18 protein-coding genes are annotated in these 24434 nt (G+C 68.6%); 9 read left to right on the top strand and 9 right to left on the bottom strand.

Going from position 1 to position 24434, the window contains the following annotated elements; all coding sequences use genetic code 11:
• Window positions 1-28 precede the first annotated feature (28 nt).
• Genes QHF83_RS27400 through QHF83_RS27385 form a run of 4 tightly spaced genes read left to right on the top strand, consistent with a single transcriptional unit; the run spans window position 29 to window position 5804 of the window.
• Window positions 29-922: a formyltransferase family protein gene (locus QHF83_RS27400; protein ID WP_282420905.1), complete on the top strand. Its 894-nt coding sequence runs from the start codon at window positions 29-31 to the stop codon at window positions 920-922.
• A gap of 42 nt (window positions 923-964) precedes the next feature.
• The gene (locus tag QHF83_RS27395) at window positions 965-2272 is read left to right on the top strand and encodes a hypothetical protein (RefSeq protein WP_282420904.1); all 1308 of its coding nucleotides are present in this window, start codon (window positions 965-967) and stop codon (window positions 2270-2272) included.
• A complete protein-coding gene (locus QHF83_RS27390) occupies window positions 2269-5283 on the top strand; it encodes a BamA/TamA family outer membrane protein (protein WP_282420903.1) in 3015 nt (1004 codons plus the stop codon). The genes QHF83_RS27395 and QHF83_RS27390 overlap by 4 nt, the downstream gene beginning before the upstream one ends.
• Before the next feature lie 53 nt (window positions 5284-5336).
• On the top strand, window positions 5337-5804 hold the full coding sequence (locus QHF83_RS27385) for a hypothetical protein (protein ID WP_282420902.1): 468 nt from the start codon (window positions 5337-5339) through the stop codon (window positions 5802-5804).
• Window positions 5805-5875: 71 nt separating this feature from the next.
• On the opposite strand, the gene QHF83_RS27380 is transcribed toward QHF83_RS27385, so the two are convergent.
• Both QHF83_RS27380 and QHF83_RS27375 read right to left on the bottom strand, forming a co-directional pair.
• Window positions 5876-6043, bottom strand: coding sequence for a hypothetical protein (locus QHF83_RS27380; RefSeq protein ID WP_281318547.1), 168 nt, complete (start codon window positions 6041-6043; stop codon window positions 5876-5878).
• 149 nt (window positions 6044-6192) lie between these two features.
• Window positions 6193-6447, bottom strand: coding sequence for a hypothetical protein (locus tag QHF83_RS27375; protein ID WP_136933470.1), 255 nt, complete (start codon window positions 6445-6447; stop codon window positions 6193-6195).
• A gap of 286 nt (window positions 6448-6733) precedes the next feature.
• Here QHF83_RS27375 and QHF83_RS27370 point away from each other — a divergent pair, with 286 nt between their 5' ends.
• A complete protein-coding gene (locus QHF83_RS27370) occupies window positions 6734-7315 on the top strand; it encodes a thymidine kinase (RefSeq protein WP_282420901.1) in 582 nt (193 codons plus the stop codon).
• Here the strand turns inward: QHF83_RS27370 and QHF83_RS27365 are convergent.
• Window positions 7312-8592 carry a penicillin-binding transpeptidase domain-containing protein gene (locus tag QHF83_RS27365; protein ID WP_282420900.1) on the bottom strand — a complete coding sequence of 427 codons (1281 nt, stop codon included), beginning with the start codon at window positions 8590-8592 and terminating at the stop codon, window positions 7312-7314. The genes QHF83_RS27370 and QHF83_RS27365 overlap by 4 nt on opposite strands.
• A gap of 64 nt (window positions 8593-8656) precedes the next feature.
• Window positions 8657-10522: a porin gene (locus tag QHF83_RS27360; RefSeq protein WP_282420899.1), complete on the bottom strand. Its 1866-nt coding sequence runs from the start codon at window positions 10520-10522 to the stop codon at window positions 8657-8659.
• Window positions 10523-10635: 113 nt separating this feature from the next.
• Here QHF83_RS27360 and QHF83_RS27355 point away from each other — a divergent pair, with 113 nt between their 5' ends.
• Window positions 10636-11739 carry a PhoH family protein gene (locus tag QHF83_RS27355; RefSeq protein WP_282420898.1) on the top strand — a complete coding sequence of 368 codons (1104 nt, stop codon included), beginning with the start codon at window positions 10636-10638 and terminating at the stop codon, window positions 11737-11739.
• Complete coding sequence (locus QHF83_RS27350; protein ID WP_282420897.1) at window positions 11736-13763, top strand: HD family phosphohydrolase; 2028 nt, start codon at window positions 11736-11738, stop codon at window positions 13761-13763. The genes QHF83_RS27355 and QHF83_RS27350 overlap by 4 nt, the downstream gene beginning before the upstream one ends.
• Window positions 13764-13773: 10 nt before the next feature.
• Here the strand turns inward: QHF83_RS27350 and QHF83_RS27345 are convergent, their stop codons facing one another.
• Window positions 13774-14364, bottom strand: coding sequence for a hypothetical protein (locus tag QHF83_RS27345; RefSeq protein ID WP_282420896.1), 591 nt, complete (start codon window positions 14362-14364; stop codon window positions 13774-13776).
• Between the two features lie 265 nt (window positions 14365-14629).
• On the opposite strand from QHF83_RS27345, the gene QHF83_RS27340 reads away from it, so the two are divergent.
• Window positions 14630-15991 (top strand): PQQ-dependent sugar dehydrogenase, encoded by a 1362-nt coding sequence (locus QHF83_RS27340; protein WP_282420895.1) that lies wholly within the window; start codon window positions 14630-14632, stop codon window positions 15989-15991.
• Window positions 15992-16877: 886 nt separating this feature from the next.
• Window positions 16878-17510 (top strand): hypothetical protein, encoded by a 633-nt coding sequence (locus tag QHF83_RS27335; protein ID WP_282420894.1) that lies wholly within the window; start codon window positions 16878-16880, stop codon window positions 17508-17510.
• A 704-nt stretch (window positions 17511-18214) separates the two neighbouring features.
• On the opposite strand, the gene QHF83_RS27330 is transcribed toward QHF83_RS27335, so the two are convergent.
• From QHF83_RS27330 to QHF83_RS27315, 4 genes are all read right to left on the bottom strand, one after another.
• A complete protein-coding gene (locus QHF83_RS27330) occupies window positions 18215-19672 on the bottom strand; it encodes a sialidase family protein (protein WP_282420893.1) in 1458 nt (485 codons plus the stop codon).
• Between the two features lies 1 nt (window position 19673).
• Window positions 19674-20603 (bottom strand): SUMF1/EgtB/PvdO family nonheme iron enzyme, encoded by a 930-nt coding sequence (locus QHF83_RS27325; RefSeq protein ID WP_282420892.1) that lies wholly within the window; start codon window positions 20601-20603, stop codon window positions 19674-19676.
• Window positions 20604-20929: 326 nt separating this feature from the next.
• Window positions 20930-23008, bottom strand: coding sequence for a choice-of-anchor L domain-containing protein (locus QHF83_RS27320; protein WP_282420891.1), 2079 nt, complete (start codon window positions 23006-23008; stop codon window positions 20930-20932).
• Between the two features lie 127 nt (window positions 23009-23135).
• A partial coding sequence (locus QHF83_RS27315; protein ID WP_282420890.1) for a choice-of-anchor L domain-containing protein occupies window positions 23136-24434 on the bottom strand: 1299 nt, incomplete at its 5' end.

The raw sequence follows: 24434 nt of genomic DNA, 5'->3' as shown, positions 1-24434 counted from the left end.
AAAATTTTTGGGGTAAGGGAGAGAGGCCATGCCGCTCCGCATCGCCTTTTTCGGCCTGCCGCTCGCCGCGCTCCTGCTCGCGAAGGACGGGCACTCGATCGAGCTCTGCGCCGTCTGTCGCAAGGACGCGCTCGGCGTACGTCGCGCGCGGCGCGTCTTCGGCGAGCGTGTCCTCGTCCGGCCCAAGGTGACCGATCCCGCGCTCGTCGATCGGGTGAGGCGCCTCGCGCCCGATCTCGTCGTGAGCTGGTTCTGGACGACGCGCCTGCCCGTGCGCCTCGTCGAGGCCGCGCGACTCGGCGGCATCGGCGTGCACCCCTCGCTCCTGCCTCGCCATCGCGGCCCGGATCCGACGACGTGGGCGATCCTGAGCGGCGACGCGGTGACCGGCGTGTCCGTGCATCGCATCGCCGAGGAGTACGACACGGGCGCGATCCTCGAACAGGAAGAGCTCGCGATCGATCCGCGCTGGACCGGCTGGGACCTCGCGCGCGCCCTCGATCGTCCCTCGCTCCGCGCCCTGCGCCGCACCTGCATGCGCTTCTCCCGCGGCGAGACGATCGCCGAGATCCCGCAGGACGAAGACCTCGTCACCCACGCGCCGGCCCTCGGCGAGGACGAGCATGCGATCCGCTGGTCCTGGCCCACCGATCGCGTCCTTCGGCACATCCGCGCCCTCGCGCCTACGCCCGGGGCCTTCACCGAGATCGCGGGCACGCTCGTCACCGTGCTCGAGGCCCGCAAAGCGCCGCGTTTTCCTGAAGCGCTGGAGCCTGGAGAGGGGTACGCGGAGGGGGGCTTCGCCGTGATTCGCACGGGGGACGGCGCGGTGATCCTGGTCCGCGGTGAGATCGACGGCGCGCCTGCCCCGGCAGAAGCCCTCGCCCGCCTCTTTCTTGCGCCGGAGCCTTTGCTAGGCTGACGCCGCGCTCCGCGACAGGCGCGCCTTTCTTGGAGGAGGACCGTGGAACCCGCTCAGCTCGCAAAGACCGCGCGCGCATCTCTCGCCGAGGCGCTCGGTGCCCTGCAGAGTGCCGACGACGCGCCGGACGAGCTCCTCGAAGCCGCCGAGCCCATCGCGAAGACGATGGGCATCCTGCACAAGATCGAGCGCAGCAACGGCGCCGTGCTCGACGGCCGCGACGTCGCCCTCAAGAACGTGCGCAAGGTCCTCGCGGACGTGCAGGCGCTCGACGTGGATCACCCCGCGGTCGACACGGTGCTCGAAGCCGTCGCCGCGTCGCTCGCCAAGGTGAACGCGCTCGCGAAGTACAAGGGCACGGGTGGGCCCGCGCCTCAACCCGTCGCGGAACCGAAGCCTGCGCCCGTTCCCGCACCCCAACCGGTGGCGGAACCGAAGCCTGCACCCGTTGCCGCGCCCCAAACTTTCGCAGAACCGAAGGCTGAACCGGTTCCCGCGCCCGAACCGTTGGCGCAAGCGAAGCCTGCAACCCTTCCCGCGCCTCAAACTTTCGCAGAACCGAAGGCTGCACCGGTTCCCGCGCCCGAACCTTTGGCGCAAGCGAAGCCTGCACCCCTTCCCGCGCCTCAACCGGTTGTGTCGGAGGCGAGACTTGCACCCATTCCCGCGCCCGAACCGTTGGCGCAAGCGAAGCCTGCACCCGCTCCCGAGCCCGTCGAGATCATCAAACCCGCGCCGGTCCTCCAGATCGCCCCCGAGCCTGCGCCCGCGCCCATCGCGGAGATCAAGCCCGCGCCGATCCTCGCGCCGCAGCCCGTCGTCGAGGTCAAGGCCACGCCCGCGCCGCAACCCGTCGCGCCCGCGCCCACGCCGGCCCCCGCGCCCGCGAAGGCCAAGGAGCCCGCGCCCACGCCCGCGCCCGCGAAGGCCGAGCCGCGCAGGGATCCGCAGCCCACGCCCGCGCCCGCCAAGGCCACGCCTGCGCCCGCGCCTACGCGGTCCAAGGAGCACGCGCCGCCGCCCGGCACGCGCGCCGTCGACGTCGAGCTCGGCACGCACAGCTCCTCGAACTTCTACAAGGGCCTCTCCGGCAACGACGTTGTCGAGCACGGCGGCATCTTCGTCTCGACCTACCGCATCCCGAAGCTCGGCGCCGAGGTGCAGCTCCGCGTCCTTCTCCCCGGCGACTACGAGTTCTACGCGAGGGGCGTCGTGCAATGGACGCGCGAAGCGAGCGGCTCCTCCGAGCCCGGCTTCGGCGCGCGATTCACCCAGATCGGCAACGAGGGCAGGCAGCTCGTCTACCGCTACGCGCGGAACCGCGAGCCGATGTTCTACGACGACCTGTGAAGCCTTCTCCGAAACGCCGCGCGGCCCTCGTAGGCGCCGCGCTCTCCCTGGCCCTCGCCGTGCCCCGCACCGCCGAGGCCGTCGGAGATCCGGATCTCGATTGGCAAACGATCGAGACGACGCACTTCCGCGTCCACTACCCGACCACGCTCACGCCGCTCGCCGAACGCGTGGCGCGCGTCTCGGAGCTCATCCACGCCCGGCTCACGGTCGCGCTCGACAACCGCCCGCGCGGCCGCACCGAGATCGTGATCACCGACGACGTCGACTCGGCGAACGGCTCGGCCACGGCGCTGCCCTTCAACACGGTCCGCCTCTACGCGACCGCGCCCGAGGACCTCTCGCCGCTCGGCGACTACGACGACTGGTTCTTCGACCTCATCACGCACGAGCACACGCACATCCTGCACCTCGACAACATCTCGGGGCTGCCCGCGATCGCCAACGCGATCCTCGGCAAGTCGTACGCGCCGAACCAGGTGCAGCCGCGATGGATCATCGAGGGCCTCGCGACGGTGTACGAGTCGCACCAGTCGAGCGCGGGCCGCCTGCGCTCCGCGCTCTTCGACATGTTCCTGCGGGCCGATGTGCTCGACGACAACATCGCGCGGCTCGATCAGATGTCGTCGACCTCGATGCGCTGGCCGCAGGGGAACATCTGGTACCTCTACGGCTCGCGTTTCCTCGGCTGGATCACCGACGTCTACGGCGGCCACACGATGACGGCCGTCGCCGCGGACTACGGCCAGAACCTCATCCCCTGGGGCATCAACCGCTCGATCCGACGCGCCACCGGCCGCACGTACGAAGAGCTCTACGACGGCTTCAAGGATCACCTGCGCCTCAAGTACGCCGCGCAGGTGCGCGCCGTCGAAGCGCGGGGCCTGCGCGAAGGCGTGCGCCTCACCCGCCACGGCCGGAACGTCCTCTACCCGAGGTTCGTCCCACGAAACGCACGCTCGACCGACGCCGACGAGCTCGTCTACTACCGCGACGACTACAACGTCCGCGAGGGCATCTACCGCGCGCGGTTCAACGCCCGCCACGACGCGTTCGAGGACGACGCGAAGCTCGTCGCCCGCACCCGCGGCGCCTCGGCCTCGTCGTTCTCGCCGGCCGGTGATCACTTCCATCAGAGCAACGGCCCCTTCAAGCTCGTCTACCGCCGCGACGACCTCTACCGCGTCGAGAACGGCAAGATGTCGCCGCGCGGCGACGAAGCCGCGCGCCATCGCCTCACCGTGGGCCTACGCGCCGGCGCGCCCGACGTGAGCCCCGACGGCCGTCGCATCACGTTCACCGTCAACACGAAGGGCACGACCTTCCTCGAGATCGCCGACCTCGACCCCGAGGGCCACATCCAGAACCGGCGCGACCTCGTCCCGAGCGCGCGCTTCGAGCAGGCCTACACGCCGCGCTTCTCGCCCGACGGTCGCTCCATCGCCTACAGCGCGTGGACCACGGGTGGCTACCGCGACATCCGCATCGTCGACGCCGCCACCGGCTCCTTCCAGAACATCACGCACGACCGCGCCCTCGACGCGAACCCCACCTGGTCGAGCGACGGCAAGACGCTCTACTTCTCCTCGGATCGCAGCGGCATCCCGAACATCTACGCCTACGACGTCGCGAGCCGCGCGCTCAAGCAAGTCACGAACGTGCGCATCGGCGCGCTCCAGCCCGCGATAAGCCCCGACGACAAGACCCTCGTCTACGTCGGCTACACCTCGAAGGGCTACGACCTCTACGCGATGCCGCTCGATCCGGCGCGCTTCCTCGACGCGCCGCCGGCGCCCACCGATCGCCCCGATCCGCCGACCGAGCCCGAGCGCGTGCGCATGCAGAAGACCCCGTACCAGGCGCTCTCCACGCTCGCGCCGCGCAACTACGGCGTCTCCTTCGGCCCGGGCAACTACAGCCAGAACGCGCTCACGCTCACCACGTTCGGCGCCGACGTCGCGGGCTTTCACGAGTTCCAGGCGGAGCTCATCGCCGACTTCGCCGCGCCCGCGCCGCGCTTGAACCTCGACTACGCCTACCGCCGTCTCCCCGTCGATCTCAATCTCCGCTTCTTCTACGCCGTCTCCCCGCGCTACCAGGGCTACCGCATCAACGGCCGCGACGTCCCCTACGACGAACGCGGCATCGGCCTCTCGTCGAGCATGGTCTACCGCATGCCCGGCGAGTTCACCGATCAGAGCGTGAGCCTCTCCTACTCGTTCACCGGCTTCCGCGGCGAGCTCCCCGGACAAACGCAGCCCGATCCGTACGCCACGCGCACGCGCCTGCCCATCAGCGGCACGATCGGCACCGTCCGCGCGGCCTACACCTTCTCCAACGTCGAAGGCTCGCTCGACGCGGCCGGCGCGATCCGCGGCTACTTGATGCGCTTCGCCGTCGAATACGCGGGTCCGCCGACCGGCAGCAACTTCACCCTCCAGACGGCCGAGACGTCCGTGATCGGCTACGTCCCCATGCCCTGGCGCGGCTTGCACACGCTCGCCTTGCGCGTCGCGGGCGGCATCGCCGCGGGCACCTACCCGCGCGACGGCTTCTTCTTCGTCGGCGGCTACGACCTCGACAACGTCAGCATCGTCGACTCGGTCACGACGGGCATCTACGACGGCTCCTTCGTCTTGCGCGGTTACGCGCCCGGCAGCGCGGCCGGCCGCGCGTACCTGCTCACGAACGCCGAGTACCGCTTCCCGATCATCAAGCCCGACTGGGGTTTGTCCACGCTCCCCTTCTTCGTACGCCGCCTCGACGGCAACGTCTTCGTCGACTACGGCGGCGCGTTCGACAAGCTCACGCGGGACGACGTCTCGTTCCTCTCGAACGGCGCGCTCATCGACGCGCCCAAGCTCCACACCTCGATCGGCGCCGAGCTCTGGCTCGGCCTCTCGCTCGGCTACTACCTCAACACGCAGCTTCGCGTCGGGTACGCCTACGGCTTCAGCGGGAAGGCGATCCCCGGCGGCCAGGCGTACTTCCTCGCCTCGAGCGCGTTCTGACGAGAAAGGCCAAGAACTTGCCCCGATCCTCGTGCAAGGCGTCTCTTCGGCACGTGCGCCGATCCCTCGCCCTCCTCCTCGCGCTCGCTTTTGCGGGCTGCGTCATGCCGCAGTCGCCGACGGACAAGCTCATGGACGCGGCGTACGACCACAACACGGCGCTGCGCTTCGGCCGCATGGACATCGCGCGCGAGCACGTCGCGCTCTCGGCGCGTGACGCGTGGGCGAAGCGTCACGCCTCCTGGGGCGACCGTGTGCGCGTCGTCGACCTCGAGCTCTCGGACGTGCGCATGAAGAACCGCGACGAAGCCGAGGTGCGCGTGCGTGTCGAGTGGCAACGCGTCGACGAGGCCGAGCTCCGCACGACCGAGCTCGTGCAGCGATGGCGCAACGCGAGCGGCTGGCACGTCGACACGGAGGAGTGCGCCGCGGGCGACACGGCGCTCCTCGATCGTCCCGCGGACACGGCCACGCCCAAGGGCAAAACCGGCAGCGCAAAGGACGAAAAAAGCAGCTTCTAGAGCTGCTTTTCTTTCCAGACCTCTCACGTCCCCTCTCCCGTGAGGGAGAGGGGATGGGGTGAGGGAGTCTCTCAGCTCGCCGCAGCGGGCGCCGCAGCCGCGGACTTCTTCGACTTCTTCGGCGCTGCGGTCTCCTGCGTGGTCTGCTCGACCTTCGGTGCCTTGGCGCGCGCCTTCTTCTTCGCTTGTGCCTTGCGGCGCCTCATCTTGATCGAGTTGCGGCGATCACGGTAACCCATCGCGTGTGACTCCTCGGGGGATGCTTCGTCGGGCCCTCTCGCAGCGTGTGCTGCGTGAGCCTCGTCGTTCGGTTCGAAAAACGGGCGGCAAATCTGCCCAAGACTGGGCCCGCCCGCAAGGATTTGGGGAAGGGATCGAGGTGGGCTCGTCAGCTCCCGCCGACCGCTCCGTCGAGGGCGACCTCACGGCCGCGGACCTCGAGGCGATACCGGGAGTTCACGGTCTCGATGTAAAACACTTCCCGCCCCGCGAGCCGCAGGACCCGCTTGACCGGCGTCGTCACGTATTCGTGCATCCCGTCGGAAAACTCGATCACGACGACGGAGCCTTTCCGCGGAGCACGTACCAGTCGACCGACGACGGCGCGGGAGCCACGGCCGAGCTTGCGGAGCACAACTTGCACAGCAGTCATCCTAGCATGCACTCGCGAGACGGGCACAAGCTGCACAAGAGCGACGCCTGATTTCCACGCGTCCGTCCAGCGCGCGCGGCGAAAGCTCCGGAAACGACGCGACGCATGCTCCTCGTTCGGAGGGTTTTCATCGAGCGACCGAGCTCCCACAAACCTCCGAAATTCCCCGAGATCCGAGCCATTCCGGACCACGCCGCGCGCCGGGCCGGGGTCGGCGCGACGTGATGCCTGCCGTTTCCCCTTGCCTCTTTCCGCCGTCCGGGGTCTGTCTCCGCCCGTGCGCGGGGTACCTGCTCGTCCGACAGGGTCCGTCGAGGTCATCACGGGCTCGATGTTCAGTGGAAAAACCGAGGAGCTCATCCGGCGCATCAAGCGCGCGATCCTCGCTCGCCAGCGCGTCCAGGCGTTCAAGCCGCGCATCGACGATCGATACGACGCACATCGCATCGTCAGCCATGAGGCCGTGAGCGTCGAGGCCGTGGCCGTCGGCACGAGCACGAGTATCGAGGAGCGCGTGCTCGACGAGACCGACGTCGTCGCCATCGACGAGGCGCAGTTCTTCGATCGAGGCATCGTCGAGGTCTGCGACAAACTCGCCAATCGAGGCCTGCGCGTCATCGCGGCCGGCCTCGACCAGGACTACCTCGGCCGCCCCTTCCCGCCGATGCCCGAGCTCATGGCCATCGCGGAGGAGGTCACGAAGGTGCACGCCGTCTGCGCCGTCTGCGGCGGCCCTGCGAGCCGCTCGCAGCGGCTCATCCCCAAGGCCACCACGGTGCTCGTCGGCGGCGCCGAGAGCTACGAGGCGCGCTGCCGCGGCTGCTTCGAGCCCCGCGACGTGCCCCGCACCGAGTTTTAGTCCCGCCGCGCCACGGACCCCGAATCGAACGGGCTCCGCACGCCCGGCGCGTCCTTGTCCGCGAAGTACACGCGCAGCATGTCGGAGGCCACGTGCGTCGCCTTCACGCGCCACTTCGCGCCGTTCGCCACGAGCACCGACAGCGCGACCTCGGGTTTGTCGCTGGGCGCGAAGCCGACCCACCACGTGTAGAACGGGCCCTCGGGCGTCGGCTTCGTCAGCGTGCCCGTCTTGCCCGCGATGCGAATGTCCGGCAGGTAGGACCGGCCCGCGCGATCGTGGAACGACTTGTAGCTCGTCCCCGAATCCACGGTCTCTTCCATCATCGACGTGATCGCTCGGGCCGTCTGCTCGCTCATCACGCGCTTGATCGGCATGCGGGCGGTCGGACCCTTGTAGATCTCGCCGTCCTCGTCCTTCACGCTCGACACGATCGACAGGCGCACCATTTCGCCGCCGTTCGCGATCGTCGTCGCCAGGTTCACGCCCTGGAACGGCGAGAGCGTCGTGTTCCAGAAGCCCGCGGCCGTGCGGGCGAAGCCGAGCTCGTCCTCGGGCAGCGAAATCGTGCTCTGCGCGAGCTTCACGTCGAACGGGATGTCCTGCCCCCAGCCGAGCTTCTGCGCCGTCCCTTCGAGCTCGCCGCGATCGAGGTGCTTGGCCGCGAGCCGCGCGAACACGGTGTTCAAGCTGCGGCCCATGGCCTGCGCGAGCGTGGCGCACCACTTGTCGCGCTTCTTGTTGTCGATCATGTCCTTCGCGGTGATCGCGTGCTCGCCGCCCGAGTAACACTGCTTCGTGTTGGGCCCGAGCCCGGCGTGCTCCACGAGCGCCGTCGCCGTCACGATCTTGAACACGCTCGCCGAAGGCGCTGTCGCCTCCGCCGCGACGTCGTGCATCGCGCCCTGATCCACGTAGCTCGCCCACGCGAGCACCCGACCCGTCTTGATGTCGGTCATCACGACGGCGCCCTCGGGCACGTGCCCGCCGCGGAGCAACGCCACCGCCGCGCGCTGGTACTTCGGCACCACCGAAAGCTCGGCCTTGCGATTGCCGTGGGCCGGCGCGATCGCGACATTTCCGCGATCGTCGATCCGGGTCAGGTCGATGTCGGTCAGGGGGGGTGGCGTCACCTCCCGCGTGACGACGGGCCCTCCGTTCGTTTCGATTTTGCTTTTCGCGAGGAGGCCGGCGAGCTCCACGTCGTGCTTGCGCAACATGGGGAGCGTGACGGCCACGAGCCCCACGGCGGCACCGATGGCGATCCACTGACGCATTGGCTCCTCGGGCCTTAACGCGGGGCGTGGGGCTGGGCCAAAAATGTTGTGCGACGACGACGACTCAGAAGTTCACGGCCGCGCGCGCGCCGATCTCGTGCATCCACGTGGCGCTTTTCGCGGGATTCTCCGTGTCCCCGAGCAAATTTCCCGGCACGAGCGCGAGGTTCTCCCCCGCCCCGCTCCCCGGCGTGTGGTAGGCGAGCCAGTTCACCGTCACCCGGACGAACCGCGTGTGCCAGTAGGTCGCGCCGAGCCCGACCTGGAAGACCGAGATCTTCGACGTCCGGCCCGGCGCGCCCGGCGTCGCCGTATCGTAGTCGCCTCCACGCGCGGCGCCGTCGTATCGCGCTTGCACGCCCGCCGCGATCGCCATCACCTCGAGCCCGCGCCGATCGTCGCTCCGCTTTTGGGCCGCCGGATCCGATAGATCGAGCCTGGGTGGCCGGGAAAAACCCGGCTCGCCGTTCACGAACGCATCCCCGACGGGCCACGCCGAGGCGTGCACGTACCAGCCCACGCCCTCGACATTCCCGATCCGCTCGGTGTGCTCGAACGCGAGTCCATCGATCGCCTCGCGTGTCCCGTTGTCGACCCAGTACGCCTCGGCGCGCAGCTCGTACCGATCGATCGGCACGCGCAGCTCGCCGCCGATGCGGTTTTGCGCGCCCGATGGCAAGACGCGCACGAGCCTGCCGCGTGTGTCGCGGTACCGCGGATCCCACAATGCAAACCCCTGCGCCGTGGTGATCGCGGGATAGTCGTACGCGACGAACGCCGGATCACGCGCGCCGCGCTGCATGCTCACGCCGATGTGCGCCCGGGGCATGATGCTCGACAACCCCGAAGGCGGGGCCTTCGTCGTCGGCGTGCCCCGCGAGAACGGGCGCACCACGAAGCGGCCGATGAAATCGGGGTAACCGTCGACCTGCGGTCGATTCGGTCCGTCGCCGACGAAGACGCCGAGCTCGTAGCTCAGGGTTTGCGCTTCGTTGAGGTCGCCCCAGATCGTCATGCCGATTTCCTTGCCGTTCGGCTGGACGAACGCTCGAATCGGCAGAACGCGCTCCATCCACGGGTGCTGATCGTTGCCCGTGCGGTTCTCCAGGGAAAACGGCGCCTGGTGTTGCCCGAGCATCACGTGAAACTGACGCAGGAGCGTGTAGTCGATGTACACGTTCGCGAGCTGCGCCGTCGCCCCCACGGACTGGGGCGGCGCGAAGCGCGTCCACGCCTGCAAGGGCGCTTGCCCGGGCGGCTGCGTCGGCGGCTGCGCCTCGCCCATCGGGTTCGTTATGGGCTGCCCGCCGAAATCCACGCCGACCAGGGCAAACCATCGGCGGAAGAGATCGGCCGCGAGCTCGATACGCGCCCGGCGAGCAAAAAAACGGGGCGCGAGCAGCGCGCCGCCATCCTCGGCCGGAAGCGCGCTCGCGCCGCCGCCGAGGAAGGAATGGAAATCGAGGTGCAGACGGCCCCGGACATACATGCGTATGTCGTCCGAGGGATCACGTAGAAAAATTCCCCCTTGAAAACCGGCCAGAGCCATCCGCGGCTCCGTGCGCGAAGGCACGTCGACCTCGATCGGAAACGGCTGCACGGGCGCGGGCGGCGGCGTGACTGCGGGCGGCGTTTTGCCGGCGGGCGGCGGCGGCGGCGGGCCGGCAGGCGTGGGCGGCGGAATCACCACCTTCCGCAGCTCGAAGGGCTGCGGCACGGTCCCCATGGCCTTCGGCGCAGGCGGTTTCGCCTGGGTTTTTCCTTCCCCTGTGGCCGCAGGTTTGGGACCAGGCGGCGCCGGCCTTACTTGCGCGAGCGCGGCCGGGACAGAAAAAACACACGCGAGCGCGCCGGAGAGCACCGCCTTGGCTATGCTCCCGCGGAGGCCTCCTTCGAGGCGCTTCGTGTTCCCGCTTTTCGTATGCAGCATTCGCGAATGTTTCCGGCTTCGCGCCCGACGGGCGGGCACGACGCTCGCATGCGACGCGCGGAGGGTCAAGCCACGCGCGGCCGGGGCAACACGAGCAAGCGACAGAACGAACCATGACCAGCAGCACGCCCATTCGGATCACGGCAGACGTCGAGGTGCTCGACAACGCGACGCTCGTCTCGCTCGCCGGTCCGGCGAGTGAACACCTGAAGTCCGTGGCGAGGACGCTCGGCATCGACGCGAGCCTGCGGGGCAACATCATTCGCCTCGCCGGCGACGCCGACGCGGTCGCGCTCGCCGAGCGATTCCTCGCCGAGGCGGCCCAGCTCCTGCGCAGCGGCGCCGTGCTCGACGCGCAGGATTACGTGCGCGCCGTCCAGGCCCTCCGCGAAGACCCCGCGCTCACGCTGCGCGAGCTCTTCGAAGACGTCGTGCTCGTGACCGCGCGGCGCAGGCCCGTCACCGCCAAGACGATCGCGCAAAAGCGATACATCCAGGCGATCCGCACGCACGACATGACGTTCGGCATCGGGCCGGCGGGCACGGGCAAGACCTACCTCGCCATGGCCATGGCCGTGCACGCGCTGCTCGAGCGGCGCGTGAAACGCATCATCCTCACGCGCCCGGCGGTCGAAGCGGGCGAGCGGCTCGGCTTTCTGCCGGGCGACCTCGCCGAGAAAGTGAATCCGTACCTCCGTCCGCTCTATGATGCTTTGCACGACATGATGGATGCCGACAAAGCCTCGGGCCTGGTCTCGCGCGGACAGATCGAGGTCGCGCCGCTCGCGTTCATGCGTGGCCGCACGCTGAACGATTCCTTCGTCATCCTCGACGAAGCGCAGAACGCGACGAGTGATCAGATGCGCATGTTCCTGACACGCCTCGGCTACTCGTCGCGCGCGGTCGTCACGGGCGACGTGACGCAGGTCGATCTGCCGCACGGCGCGCGAAGCGGCCTCGCAGAAGCGCGCGAGTTGCTCACGGGGATCGAGGGCATCGCGATTTGTCACTTCACCGAGGTCGATGTCGTCCGCCATCCGCTCGTGCAACGCATCATCGTCGCGTACGAGAAGCGTGATCAGGAAGTCGCGGCGAGGCGCGCGGAAAAAGAGCGGGACCGGGATCGAGATCGCCGCGACGGCCCCGCCGCGGCGCAATCGACCCCGACGAACCTCGACCCCGCGAACGAACCGCGCGAAAAAGGGACCGCCTCGTGAGCCTTTTCATCGACGGGGCGAGTGACGCCGCCCGAAGCTCGGCGCGATACGGCAGGGACGCCCTCACCACGATGAACATCATCGAGGCGCGCCTCACGTCGGACGCGCGTCTGTCCGATCGCACCGTCGTCCGGCCGCACCCTTTGCTCGTCACGGTGCGGAGTGACCGGCTCTTCGCGGTGCTCGCGCCGGGCTCGCTCTGGGACCGCGGCCGCGAAGTGCTGCGCCCCTTCGCGCACAAGCTCGCTTCGGGTGAGGCCATGCTCGTCCTCGTCGGTAGCCCCGCCATCGGCGATGTCGCGGGAGCCTTGAACCGCGGCCTCGGCGCGCTCGTGAGCCCCGATCCGAGCGCCGACGAGCTCTACGTCGCGATCCACAACGTTTGCGAGCTTCTCGAGTCGAAGGCCCGCGCCGAGGCGCGCGGCAAATGGCTGAACCGCTATCGTTACGAGCTCGGCGAGCTCATCGAGATTGCCAAGGCCATCACCACCGAGCGCGAGCTCGACAAGCTGCTCTCGCTCATCCTGGAGAAGAGCCGCTTCATCACGGGCGCGGATGCCGGCAGCATCTACGTCGTCGAAGGCGACGATCCCGATCCGCTCCGCCGCACCCTGCGCTTCAAGCTCTCGCAAAACGACTCGGTGCCCTTCGACGCGCGCGAGTTCACCCTGCCCGTGAGCCCCCGATCGATGTCGGGCTACGTCGCTCTCCACAAGCGGCCGCTCAACATCGCCGACGTCTACGACCTGCCCGCGGTATCGCCGTACGGCTTCGATCGATCGTTCGACGCGAAGATCGGCTATCGCACGAAGTCGATGCTGTGCATGCCGCTGCTCTCGCGCAAAGGCGAGGTCATCGGCGTCATCCAGCTGCTCAACAAGAAACGCGCGGGCGATCGGAAACTCCTCTCGGACGAGGACGTCGACGACCAGGTCGTCCCCTTCGACGCGCGCAGCGAAGAGCTCGTCGGCACGCTCGGATCGCAGGCCGGCATCGCGCTGGAGAACGCGGTTCTTTATACCGAGATCCACCACATGCTCGAAGGCTTCGTGCGCGCCAGCGTCGAGGCCATCGAGCAGCGCGATCCCACGACGAGTGGTCACTCGCGCCGGGTCGCGCTGCTGACGGTGGGCCTCGCGCGCGCGCTCGAGCGCGACAAGGCCGGGCCGTATCGCGGCGTCACGTGGACGAAGGACGATCTGCGCGAGCTCGAGTACGCGTCGCTGCTCCACGATTTCGGCAAGATCGGCGTACGCGAGCAGGTCCTCGTGAAGGCGAAGAAGCTCTATCCGCACGAGCTCGCGATCATCCGTCATCGTATCGAGATCGCGTCGCGCTCGTACGAGGTGGAGATCCTCGAACGCAAGCTTCGGCTCGTGCAACGAGGCGCGCGCGCCGACGAGCTCGCCGCGCTCGATCAGGAATTATCGGCGCGCAAGGCCGAGCTCGAAGCCGCGTATGCCGCCATCGTCGCGGCGAACGAGCCCTCGGTCCTCAAAGGCGGCGATTTCGCGCGCATCGAGGCCATCGCGCGCGAGACGTTCACCGACTTCTCGGGTGACGTCGTGCCGCTCCTCCGCTCCGAGGAGGTCGCGTGTTTGTCGGTGGCGCGTGGATCGCTCACGCCCGCGGAGATCGAAGAAATCCGCAACCACGTGGTCCACACCTACCAGTTCCTTTCACAGATCCCCTGGGGCAAACAGTTCCGCCGCGTCGCCGTCATCGCGGGCTCGCATCACGAACGCTTGAACGGCACGGGGTATCCGCATCGCCTGCGCGCCGAGGAAATCCCGCTGCAATCCAAGATGATGAGCGTCAGCGACATCTTCGACGCGCTCACCGCGAGCGACAGGCCCTACAAGAAGGCCGTACCCGTCGACCGCGCGCTCGACATCCTCGGCCTCGAAGTCAAAGACCAGCACGTCGACGCCGACCTCGTGCGCGTCTTCATCGAAGCGAAGGTGTGGACCGTGCTCGAACAGCCCGGCGCGCCGCACTCGGCCCTCGCGGCGTCTTCGCGATGAAATCGCGCCGCTAGTCCTTCTTCTTCAGCTCGATTTCGGCCTCGCGCACGACCGACGCGTCCCCGCTCGCCACGCGGATGCGTCCGACGATCTTGTCGTCTTTGCGCTTGCCCTGGACGATGCCGAACATCGCATCTTTGGAAACCGCGTCTTCCGGGAAGAACGTGGCGCGCACCTCGTCCCCCTCGACTTTGCCGCTGAGCGCCGCGGCGCCGAGCGCGCCCGAGGTTTTTCCTTTCAGCTCGCCGTCCGGGCCGATGGTGAGCGTGAGCGTCCCCGGGCCCACCGCCACCTTGCCGTCGTCCTTCGTGCGGACTTTGTCCTTCACTTTGGGCGGCATCTCGACCTCGCCCTTCTTTGCGTCGTAGCGGCCTTCCCACGTCCCCACGAGCCCCGGCGGCTCGGCGGGCAGAGCCGCGGAAGCGCTCGGGCTCGGCGCCGCGGCGCTCGGCGCGACCTCGGCGGTTTTTCCGGACGGAACGGTTGTCGCGGGGGCGACGGAGGGAGCGGGCGGCGCGCCTCCCTCGCTGCCGCTCTTTTCACAAGCGACGAGGGAAAGGATGGCGATCAGGGAGAGGGCCTTGGAAACGCGGTGTCGCATCGGGGATTCGGCGCCCGCACAGGGGCGCGGGCGTCGAGGTGCTTCGCGCGTCTCCTGCCGCGCGTCAATCTTCGCGGCGCGACGAGAGGATGCGCAAGAGCGCGAGGGAGATGTTCCGAAGGACCCTTCGAAGCGAAACGAGTCATCCACCGCGACGTCGCAATGTTTCGCCCCGATGGTTGCTCCGCGAGGCCGAGCGCGCGACCGTCCGGCCATTTCCAGCGAGGGGATCGACGTCGCGGGTCGATCCGCGTACGTTGCGGACATGGATTTCTTGAAGTCGAACGGGACCAGGTTGGCATTTCTCTTCTTCGTCGGCGCGGCCACAAGCGCGCTGTCGGTCGTCGGCTGCGGCGACGATGGAAAGGGCGGCAGCGGCGGCACCGGCGGCACCGGCGGTGACGGGGGCGTGGGCGGGACTGGCGGAATGGGCGGCGCAGGCGGCGCAGGCGGCGCGGGCGGCGCCGGTGGCGCGGGCGGCAGTGGCGGCGGCATGCAGGTATGCGCGCCCGGCACGTCCGAAGCCTTGCCCAAGCTCGCGCTCACCGAGCTCGTGACGGGCCTCGACCGCCCCACCTTCGTGACGGGCGCGCCGGGCGATACGAACCGCCTCTTCTTGCTGGAGAAGCCGGGCCGCATCCGCATCGTGAACGGCGGCAATCTCGTGCAGGAGCCCTTCCTCGACATCAGCGCGATCGTCGAGGCGGCGGCCAATGAGCGCGGCTTGCTCGGCCTCGCGTTCCACCCGAACTACGCCGAGAATGGCCGATTCTTCGTCTACTACACGCAGAAGCCGAACCCGAACGGCGCGATCGCCATCGCCGAGTACGCTCGCGGCGCCTCGCCCGACACGGCGGTCCAGGGTTCGGGCAAGGTGATTCTCACCATCCCGCATCCGGGCCACACCAACCACAACGGCGGCATGCTCGCGTTCGGGCCCGATGGTTACCTCTACGTGGGCACGGGCGACGGCGGCGGCGGCGGCGATCCGGATCAGAACGGGCAGGACATCAACGCCAAGCTCGGCAAGATTCTCCGCATCGACGTCGATAAGTACCCGACGCCTCCGCCGGGAAACCTCCAGAACGGCGACAAGGACATCTGGGACTGGGGCCTGCGCAACCCCTGGCGCTTCAGCTTCGATCGATGCAACGGCGATCTCTACATCGCCGACGTCGGCCAGAACGTGGTCGAAGAAATCAACGTCGAGCCGGCCGGGGAAGGCAACAAGAACTATGGCTGGAACACCATGGAAGGAACGCTCTGCTTCCAGCCGGCAAACGGCTGCGACACGGCGGGCCTCACCTTGCCGGTCACGGAGTACGAGCATGCAAGCGGCTTGAACGACTGCTCGGTGACGGGCGGATACGTCTACCGCGGGTCGAAGATCCCGGGGCTCGTCGGGACGTACCTCTACGCCGACTATTGCTCGAAGCGCTTCTACACGCTCGCGTGGTCGAAGGGCAACATCATCAAGGAGGGAGAGATCACGGCCGATCTCGAAAGCACGTCGCTGAGCGCGGGCATCACTTCGTTCGGCGAGGACACCGCGGGCGAGCTCTACGTGATCGTGGACAACAGCCAGGGCGGGACACCCGGCAAGCTGTACCGCATCGACCCGGAGTGACATCGACGCGCCCTCCCTCGGGGGGCGCTCCGGCGTCGAAACGCACGCCTCTTCATCTCTCTACATCTCGTCTTCAACTCCTCTTCATCTCGATCGACGCACCATCGTGACTTCGGCGGAGCCGGGCTCCTCGAAAAGACGACAACGCGCGCCCGCGCGCCAGGCTTGCTTCGTGAGGGCCGTCGCTGCACGGCCGGAAGGCTGCCGCGGCGCGCCTCCTCTCCTTATATTATACGAGCGCGACAACGCGCAGCGCCGGAGGGCCGAAGTCCCGGGCGCCTGCTCCTCGTCGGTTTCGTGGCGCATCCTCCCCGAGGCTTTGCAACGTACCTCGCGGGTCATGGGGTCCTCCGGCGCCGCTATCGCCGCGCGGGCCTCGGCGGGCGCGCGCGAGCCGGACACAAATCGTCGCGGACGCGTCGCGCGGCATGCCTCGTCGAACTGGCAAGCGGCTCGAGCTCGCCCCAGTGGCTATCCCGGTGTCACCGCCGGGCGTGGCCTGCGCAGAGAAGGAGCAGCAATGAAGCGACGTCGGGCCGGTCTTTAGGGAGAGACCCTCCCCCCAATCCGGGAGGACATGGCTGCGTGCACGGCAAAGCCCGGGTCGCAAAGCCTGGATCGACTGGCCGACCGCGCGCGCGCCAAACGAGAGCGCCTGACTGGACAATGCAAGCATCGCGCGACCTCGCGAGGGATTTCGAGCGGTCGGTCGGTCCGGTAAACGTCCGGCGCTACCGGGCGGCGGAGGCAAAACCTGGGAGGCGCGCGCGAGCCGAACCAAAAAATGAACGAAAAGACCGTCCTGCCACTTTATTCGCTTGACCCGCCCGCCTCCAAAGGCATAGTCGTAACCATCCGCCGAGCGGGATTCGGCGAGGGAGAAGACATGGCAACCGACGCTTTCGAGCAGCAGATTGTGGACATGGTGCGGAAGATGCCCGACTCGGCGATTCTCGCACTGGTGAAGGATAAACTCGGCCAGACCGTCACCGCCGCTCCGGCGGCGGCTCCGCTCGTGGCTGCGGCTGCGACCCGGGGTCGCGGTCGTCCGGCCCGCGTGCCGCAGGCGCTCGTGGCTGCGCCGGAAGCCCCGGCTCCCGCAAAGCGTGGTCGCGCGGCGGCGCCTGCTGCACCTGCGAAGCGCAAGCCCGGCCGTCCGAAGAAGACGGCGGCCCTCTCCGCGGAGCGGCAAGAGGTCCTCAATTCGGTGGAGCGCATCGTGAAGGCGTCGAACGGCGTGAGCGCGAGCGACGTGGCCCGTCAGGCCGGCATTCCGCAGACGCGCGCGGCGGCTGCGCTCAAGGAGCTGAAGCTCGCGAAGCGCATCTTCCAGGGTGGTGACCGTCGTTTCGCCCGCTATGCGGCCGACCTCAAGACGGCGGAGCAGGCGAGCCTGAACGCGCGCAAGACGGCGAGCGGCCCCTCGACGGCCGGCGCCCCCGCGAAGAAGGCGGCCCCCGCGGCGAAGGTCACGCGCAAGCGCGCGGCGGCCCCCGCGGCGCAGCCTGCGGCGAAGTGAGTTGCGGGCTGTTGGGGAACGGAGCGCGCGCTCGACGTAGACCATAGGTCCAGGGCGCGTAGCCGTTTATCAACAGCCTGCCAGCGAGTTACGACTCGCAAACCTGGCGGCCCGACGCGGAGGCGGTGGAGATGACTCCCCGCCCTCGATTCGGGCCGCGCGGTCGTTTCGAAGGACGATCGATCGTCCGGACGAAGTCAAAACGACGTCGCCGACATGACGCGTCCTCCAGCTCTGCTCGACCGGAGCGGCTGCCCACGATCGATCGTTATGGCCCGACCCGCAGCCGCGCCCGAATGACGCGTGAGCGTCCCGGGTCGTCGCGACGTCCAAAACGTTTTTCGCGCTGGATCGCGCCGCCGGTTCGATTGGTCGTCGGCGGCCAAACCCAGCGGGGCGGGCAAGCGTGTGTCGCGGCGAAACGCGCGCACGGTATGTCCGGGCGGACCGAGCATCCTTCCACCGCCGCTCGCTCGGACGAACCCAGCCGGCAAGGCCGTGGGATGCGCTCTCACGCCACGCTGCGCAAACACGCGCTCGTCGTTATGCGCGTCGCCAAAACGGCGCAGGCGTCACGCTTTCGACGCCTTTTTGCAGTCCTATAACGGTCTTACCTTTCAATTTTGAACGATGTGCCCCTGCGCGCGTTTCATCTTCTCACGCTCGCCCAAGGAGGGCGCGGGCATGGAGGCGAGGCAATCGTTTTACGGCGGGTTCCAGGTGGCGCCGTCGTCGTCGGATACGAGCACGTAGAAGCCGCGCCTCGAAGTACCCGTGACATCGGCGGACACGATGAGCAGCGTGCGCTTGCCAAACGAAACGAGCGCACCGAAGTCGACACGCCCGCGCGCGCCGGTCCCTTCGCCGATGATGCGCGCGCGCTCGTAAAACTTCCCGCCGTCCGTCGACTGCGCGTAGTAGAGCCCCCAGCGCTCACCGGCCTGCGCGCTCATCACGGCGGCCGCGCCCGTGGACGTCGGCACCGCGACGATCTCGCGCTCGTGTTTCTCGATCCAGGGCTTGAATACGGGGCGCGACGGCGTCGTGCACTTGCCTTCCAGATCACACAGCAAGAGCGTTATGCTCTGCTTGTCGGCATCCGGCGCCTCGACGACGAACTTCGTGTCGTTGCAGCCGATAGCCGCGCCGGAAAGCGCCTCGGCCGGACGCGGGACCAGCGTGAGCTTGTCGGGCGTCACCACGAGGTAGAAGTTCTTGTTCGGATTCTGCTTCGTCGGCGGTTGCGTGATCGCCTGGTACGAGATCGAACCGACGTCACACGCCGAGGGCGCAGATAGCTCGGCGACGAGCGTGGGCGTCGGCTTCAGGAGCTTCAAGTCGATGTACTCGGACTCCGCAGGCGCCGCGACGGTCTGCCCGGGCGCGGGCCACTTGCGCGACACGACCTCGCGCCCCTTCACCGAAAAGAGCCGCGGCGGCCGGCCGACGGGCCCCGTGGCGAACGTCTCGAGCTTCGGCAACGCGACCTCGGCCGGCGCATCGGTCCCGGGCGGCGTCACATACCGCGCGACATACTTTTTCGGTGTGGGCTCGACGACGAGCGACGCCGTCTCCTTGTCGAGCAGCGCGAGGCGCGGCTTCGGGATCGGCAGCTTCGGGTCGGGCTTTCGGGCGAGCGGCGGCTGATCGACCATCGTCGCCGTGCCGAACGAGGGCGCGTCGAGGCCCGCGAAGAAGAACTGGAACGGCGGCGGCGGGGGCGCCTTCTTCCCGACCGCCGGGGGCGCCTCCGCGGTCGTCTCTTTCGGGCCGAGGGCGAGCGCGAACATGCCCTCAGCGCCGAACGTGTAGCTCGACCAGGTATCGCGGTCGGTGCGGAAGGCCTTCCACGTCTTGCCCGCGTCCACGGTCATGAGCGCGATCGCCACGCTGCCGGGGACGCCGCCGGCCAGGATGGCCCGCTTGTCGTCGAGCACGTAGACGTGATCGAACTTCATCGATGGCGGCGCGAGGCTCGCGTCGAGGCCCTTGGCGGTGCCGAGGCCGGTGGAGAGCTGATCGAGCGAGGCGGCCCCGCGCGGAGGCGGGGGCGGCGCGATCGGGGCGTCTTCCTTTTTCTTCGAGCAGCTCGGAAGGAGAGACAGCGCGAGCGTGAGCGCGTAGGCCGTCGGGGACCAGGGGCCCATCGTCGTTCGGAACATCTCACTCGACTCGATCGGGATCCATGCAGCAGCGGAAGCCCGTGGAGTAATCGTGGTAGCGGAAGTCGTGCGCGGTGGTCTGGTAGGAGCAGCCCTCGCCGTTCAACGACGTGTCCATGTAGAAGCCGCCGCGGAACGTGCCGTCGCGATCCTCGATCCACTCGTGCAGGTTGCCGACCATGTCGAAGACGCCGTACTCGTTCGTACACTCGGCGCGCATGCCGGTCTCGAAGAGCGAGTCCGGGAGCTGGTTGATGAGCGGCTGATTCATGCCGTCCGTCCAGCGGCGCTCCTCGGGGATGCCGAGGCGCAAGGCGACCTCGACGACGGGGTGCGCGCTGCGGATGTCGTCGTTGCAGACGCGGCGCTTTCGCTCGTCGCCGTAGGGGAAGCGGGTGCGCTTCGGGCCGCGGCAAGCGCGCTCCCACTCGTCGGCGGCGCAGAGGCGCTTTCCCGAGGCCTGGCAGGCGCGCTGCGCTTGCTCCCCGCTGATGTAGCCCTGCGGGATCACGCCGGGCCGCGAGACGGCGCGCACGGAGGCTTCGTGTCCGTCGACGGGGTAGAACGGCGAAAAGCCGCGCACCTCACCGCTCGTGAGACGCTCGACGAGCGAGGCCTCCCAGCGATCGACGCAGACGCGGTTGTCGACGAGCGCCATCTCCGCCGGGCAACGCGAGGTGTTCGCGAGGATCTCGCTGTCCACGTCCTCGGACATGGAGCGCCACGCAGCCGCGGCGAGGCGCGTCTCGACCGTGACGACGCGCGCCTCGGTGGCCCGCACCGCGATGGGCCGCTCCGCAGGCGCGATCGGCTCTTGCCGAAGGGCCGACGCGACGCGGGTGTTCGCGCTCGCCTCCTTCACGGCGTGGAGCTGCGAGAGGCTGCCCGGGGCAGCACAGCCGACGGCCCCCGATGCCAGGACGGTGGCCACGGCGAGGCTGGAAACGTGCCGTGCAACACGACGCGTGTGGAGGCTGGATCGCAGGGGTTGCCCAGGAGGGCTGGGCGCTCGCCAGTCTGCGTCGTCCGCCTTCGTCGCCACGAGCGTCGAAGATGCCTGCGGACGCGCCGAGACGCAATGGAGAAAATCCGAACGCCCGCCGGCGGGGTCGTCTTCCCACGCTTTCAAAGCTTGACAGCGGGATGGAAGCTTTTCGGAAAGTCTATGCTTGGAGGTCCAACCTTTGGACCACGGACGGGTTTGTCCGCGAGGGGGCGCTCCCGGAGGAGGCGCCCTCGCGGCCCGGGATCAGCGGATCACTCGTGGATGCCGGTGCCGAGATCGGCCGCGTTCCACCGGAAGTTGTCGAGCAGGACGAGCGAGTCGAGGATGGTGTCGGTCACGTCGAAGATCATGAGCTCGAGCGTGATCTTCTCGCCGGGGACGACGGAGGCGGTGTTGAAGAGCCAGTCCGTGCCGCCACCGACGTTGTCGAGCTGCATGCCCGTTCCCGCGAGCTCACCCGCACCCGAGGGGCACGTGTTGCAGCCCTTGGCGACGCAGACCTGGAACAAGCCGTTGTTGACGCTGACGGGATTACCCCCTCCGTCCTTCGCGATGTTCTTGTCGGTCGGCAGGCCCATGGCGCCCGACTGGAGCAACGCGAGGAAGAAGTCGTTGTACGACGAGCACTGCCAGCTCTTGTACTCCGAGGAGAAGAACCGGAACTGGTACTCGAACGACTTCGCGTTCGTGGGCACGCGGATGTCGAGCCGCACGTTGATCGAGTCGTTCGCGCCCGTGCCCGAGTTGCAACTGCCGCTGCAGCCCTGCGACGAAGGCAGCTTGCCGCCGTTCGCGAGCAGGTACGTGGCAGGCGGGTTGCCGTTGATGCTGTGGCTCGTGCTCGTGCCGGTGTACCCGACGTCGTCCTGGTCACGCATGACACCACTGGAGATGCCGGCCATCGTGAGGCCCTTCTGCGGCTTCACGACCGAGCCGTACCCCGTCATGATCGCGGTCGACTTGTCCTGCAGGACCGTCAACTGGGCCGCGGTCGGCGTCGAGCCGTCGGCGAGGACGAGCTTGGCGCCGAGCACGCCCCACTTCTTGAACTCCCCCGCCGGCGGGTTCTCCGGCACGAACTGGCAGAGCTCCATGGCCTTCGCCACGTCCTCGGCCGTGACCGCGGCGAACTTCGCCGACGAGCTGCAGGGCGGCGCCTCGACGTTGTCGGGCGTCGCCGCGTCGCAGTCGTTGTCCACGCCGTCGTTGGGGAACTCGAAGGCGCCCGGGTTGACGGCCTTCGGGTTCGGGCAGCCGGGGCTCAGGAAGTCGCAGCAGTCGCCGCCGCCGCACGAGCTGTAGCCGTCGCCGTCGTAGTCACCGGAGGAGTCGTCCGCCGCGCCGTTGCAGTCGTCGTCGATGGCGTTCGCGCAGATCTCGTACTTCGGGAGGACCTGGCCGAGGCAATCACCCCAGCCCGAGCCGTCTTCCTTGCACGTCTGCGTGCCGGACTTGCACGGCCCGACGCCGAGCGTGCCCGGCAAGCCCTGGTAGCAAGACTGCGTCTGGCCCGGCACGCAGGTGCACGGGCCGTCCTGCAGCGTGTTCCACTCGCAGCCGTCCGACGGGTCCTTGTTGCAGTCGGAGAAGCCGGCCTTGCAAGCGCCGAGCGAGCAGAGGCCGTTGTCGCAGACCGCCGTGCCGTTCGGCGGGCCGCCCATGAGCGGCGGGGTCTGCGTGTTGTCGATGACCCACGCATGCGAGCAGGAGTTGTTGCAGAAGCCGCAGTTGTTCTCGTCGTTCGAGAAGTCGTAGCAGCTCGAGGCGCAGCAGCTGAAGCCGGCCTGGCAAGGCTGGGTCGCCGAGCAGCCGGGGATGCAGGTCTTCGAGATGCAGATCGAGCCCGGGAAGCAGTCGGTGTCGACGATGCAACCTTCGCTGCACGCGTTCTTCATGGTGTCGCAGACCTGCGCGCCCATGCAGTCGGCCTTGTGCGTGCACCCGACCTTGCACTTGCCCTCGTCCTTGTTGCAGTACTGCCCGAGGCCGCAGTCATCGACGAGCGGATCGCCGCTCGGGATGCACTCGACGCACTTGCCCGTGTCGGCGTTGCAGATCGTACCGCCGGGATCGTTCGCGCAATCGCCGTCGGACACGCAGCTCGTGGGCCCGGCGCCCGCGCCGCCCTCGCCGGCCGTGCCGCCGGTGCCGCCCGCGCCGGCCATGCCCCCGGCTCCGGGTGCACCGCCCGTGCCGCCGCTCCCGCCGTCGCTCACGTTCGACGTGCCAGCCGAACCGCCCGCTCCGCCGCCGACATCGGCGGCGCAGCCGGCCGCAGCCGCGTATGCGACGAGCGCCGGGACGAGCAGGGTCGAAAGCGAAAAGCGCATGTCGTTCCGCCTCGTACGCTTCATCATTTCGAAATACCTCTTCGTAAAATCGCGAGCGGGCCGAGCCCGCACCATCCGAAGCCCGAGGCCGCGCGCCGCGCTCCCGAAGACCGCGGCGCGCAGCGGATCACTTGTGGACGCCGGCCGCCGCCGCCTTGATGTCCCACCGGAAGTAGTCGAGCAGCACCGTCGAATCGACGTTCGAGTCGCCCGCATCGGCGATGATGAACTCGATCTCCATGGTCTCGCCGGGCACGACGGGCGCATCGTTCACGAGCCACACCGTGCCGCCGCCGTCCTTGTAGTCGCCGCTCCAGCCGCCCATGCCCGTGCCCAAGAGCTCGAGCACGCCGGCCGGGCAGGCGCCCGGCGGCGCGATCGGCGAGGGGAAGCAGACCTCGTAGAACGCGTTGTTGACCGTGATCGTCTTGCCGGTCGAGTCCTTGGCGATGTTGCGATCCGCGGGGAGCGGAGCCTGCGGCGGGTTCGCCAACGGATCGGGCGTCCAGTTGCTCTTCAGGAGCGCGAGGAAGAAGTCGTTGAACTGGCCGCAGCTGTACTCGGGGTACTCCGAGGTGTAGCTCTTCAGCCGGTACGAGAACGACCGCGCGTTCGTCGGCACGCGGATGCGCATCTTGAAGTTGACCGAGTCGAACGCCTTCGTGCAGTTCTCGCCGACGCACGCCGGGCACTCCGGGGGCGAGGGGAGCTTGCCGCCGTTCGCCGCGAGGTAGGGGCCCGGGATCGGGCAAACCGTGTTCGCCTTGTAGTTGCCCTTCTGGATGTCGGGATCGGGCCCGTTTTGCGGGTGGATGAAGCCGAGGTCGCCCTCGTCGCGCGCCGTGCCCGTCGAGAGCGCGGCCATCGTCGCGCCCTTCTTCGGCGTGACGTTCGGGCCGTAGTTCGCGAGCACGCCGACCTGCACGTCCTTCGGCACGACCGCGTTCGTCCCGTCGGCGAGCTGGAGGTAGCTCGCGATCACGCCCCACTTCTTCTGCGGGAGCGGCGGGTTCTCCGTCGTGAACTGGCAGAGGTCCATCGCCTTCACGAGCTCGAGCGTGCTCGTCGGCGTGGCGAGCGGCGGATCGGTGCAATCGGCCGCGGGGACGTCGTCCTTCGTCGAGGGATCGCAGTCGTCGTCGATGCCGTTGCCGAGGTACTCGAACGCGCCGGGGTTCACGCTGCCCGGGATGTCGCACTTGACGTCGTTGTCGCAGCAGTCGCCGTCGCCAACGGTCCAGCCATCCTTGTCCTTGTCGACGGCCAGCGGATCGCCGCCCTCACCGCCGCCGCCGCCCGCGCCGCCCGTGCCGCCCGTGCCGCCGATGCCCCCGGCTCCACCCGCGCCGCCGGCCCCGCCTTCGCCGCCGATACCGCCGGCGCCGCCGACTCCACCCGTGCCGCCCGTGCCGCCCGTGCCGCCGAC

The sequence above is a fragment of the Polyangium sp. 15x6 genome, assembly GCF_029960785.1.
In the GTDB taxonomy this organism is placed as follows: Bacteria; Myxococcota_A; Polyangia; order Polyangiales; family Polyangiaceae; genus Polyangium.
The sequence above is the reverse complement of the archived record's forward strand: the minus strand, read 5'-3'. Positions and strand labels throughout refer to the sequence as shown.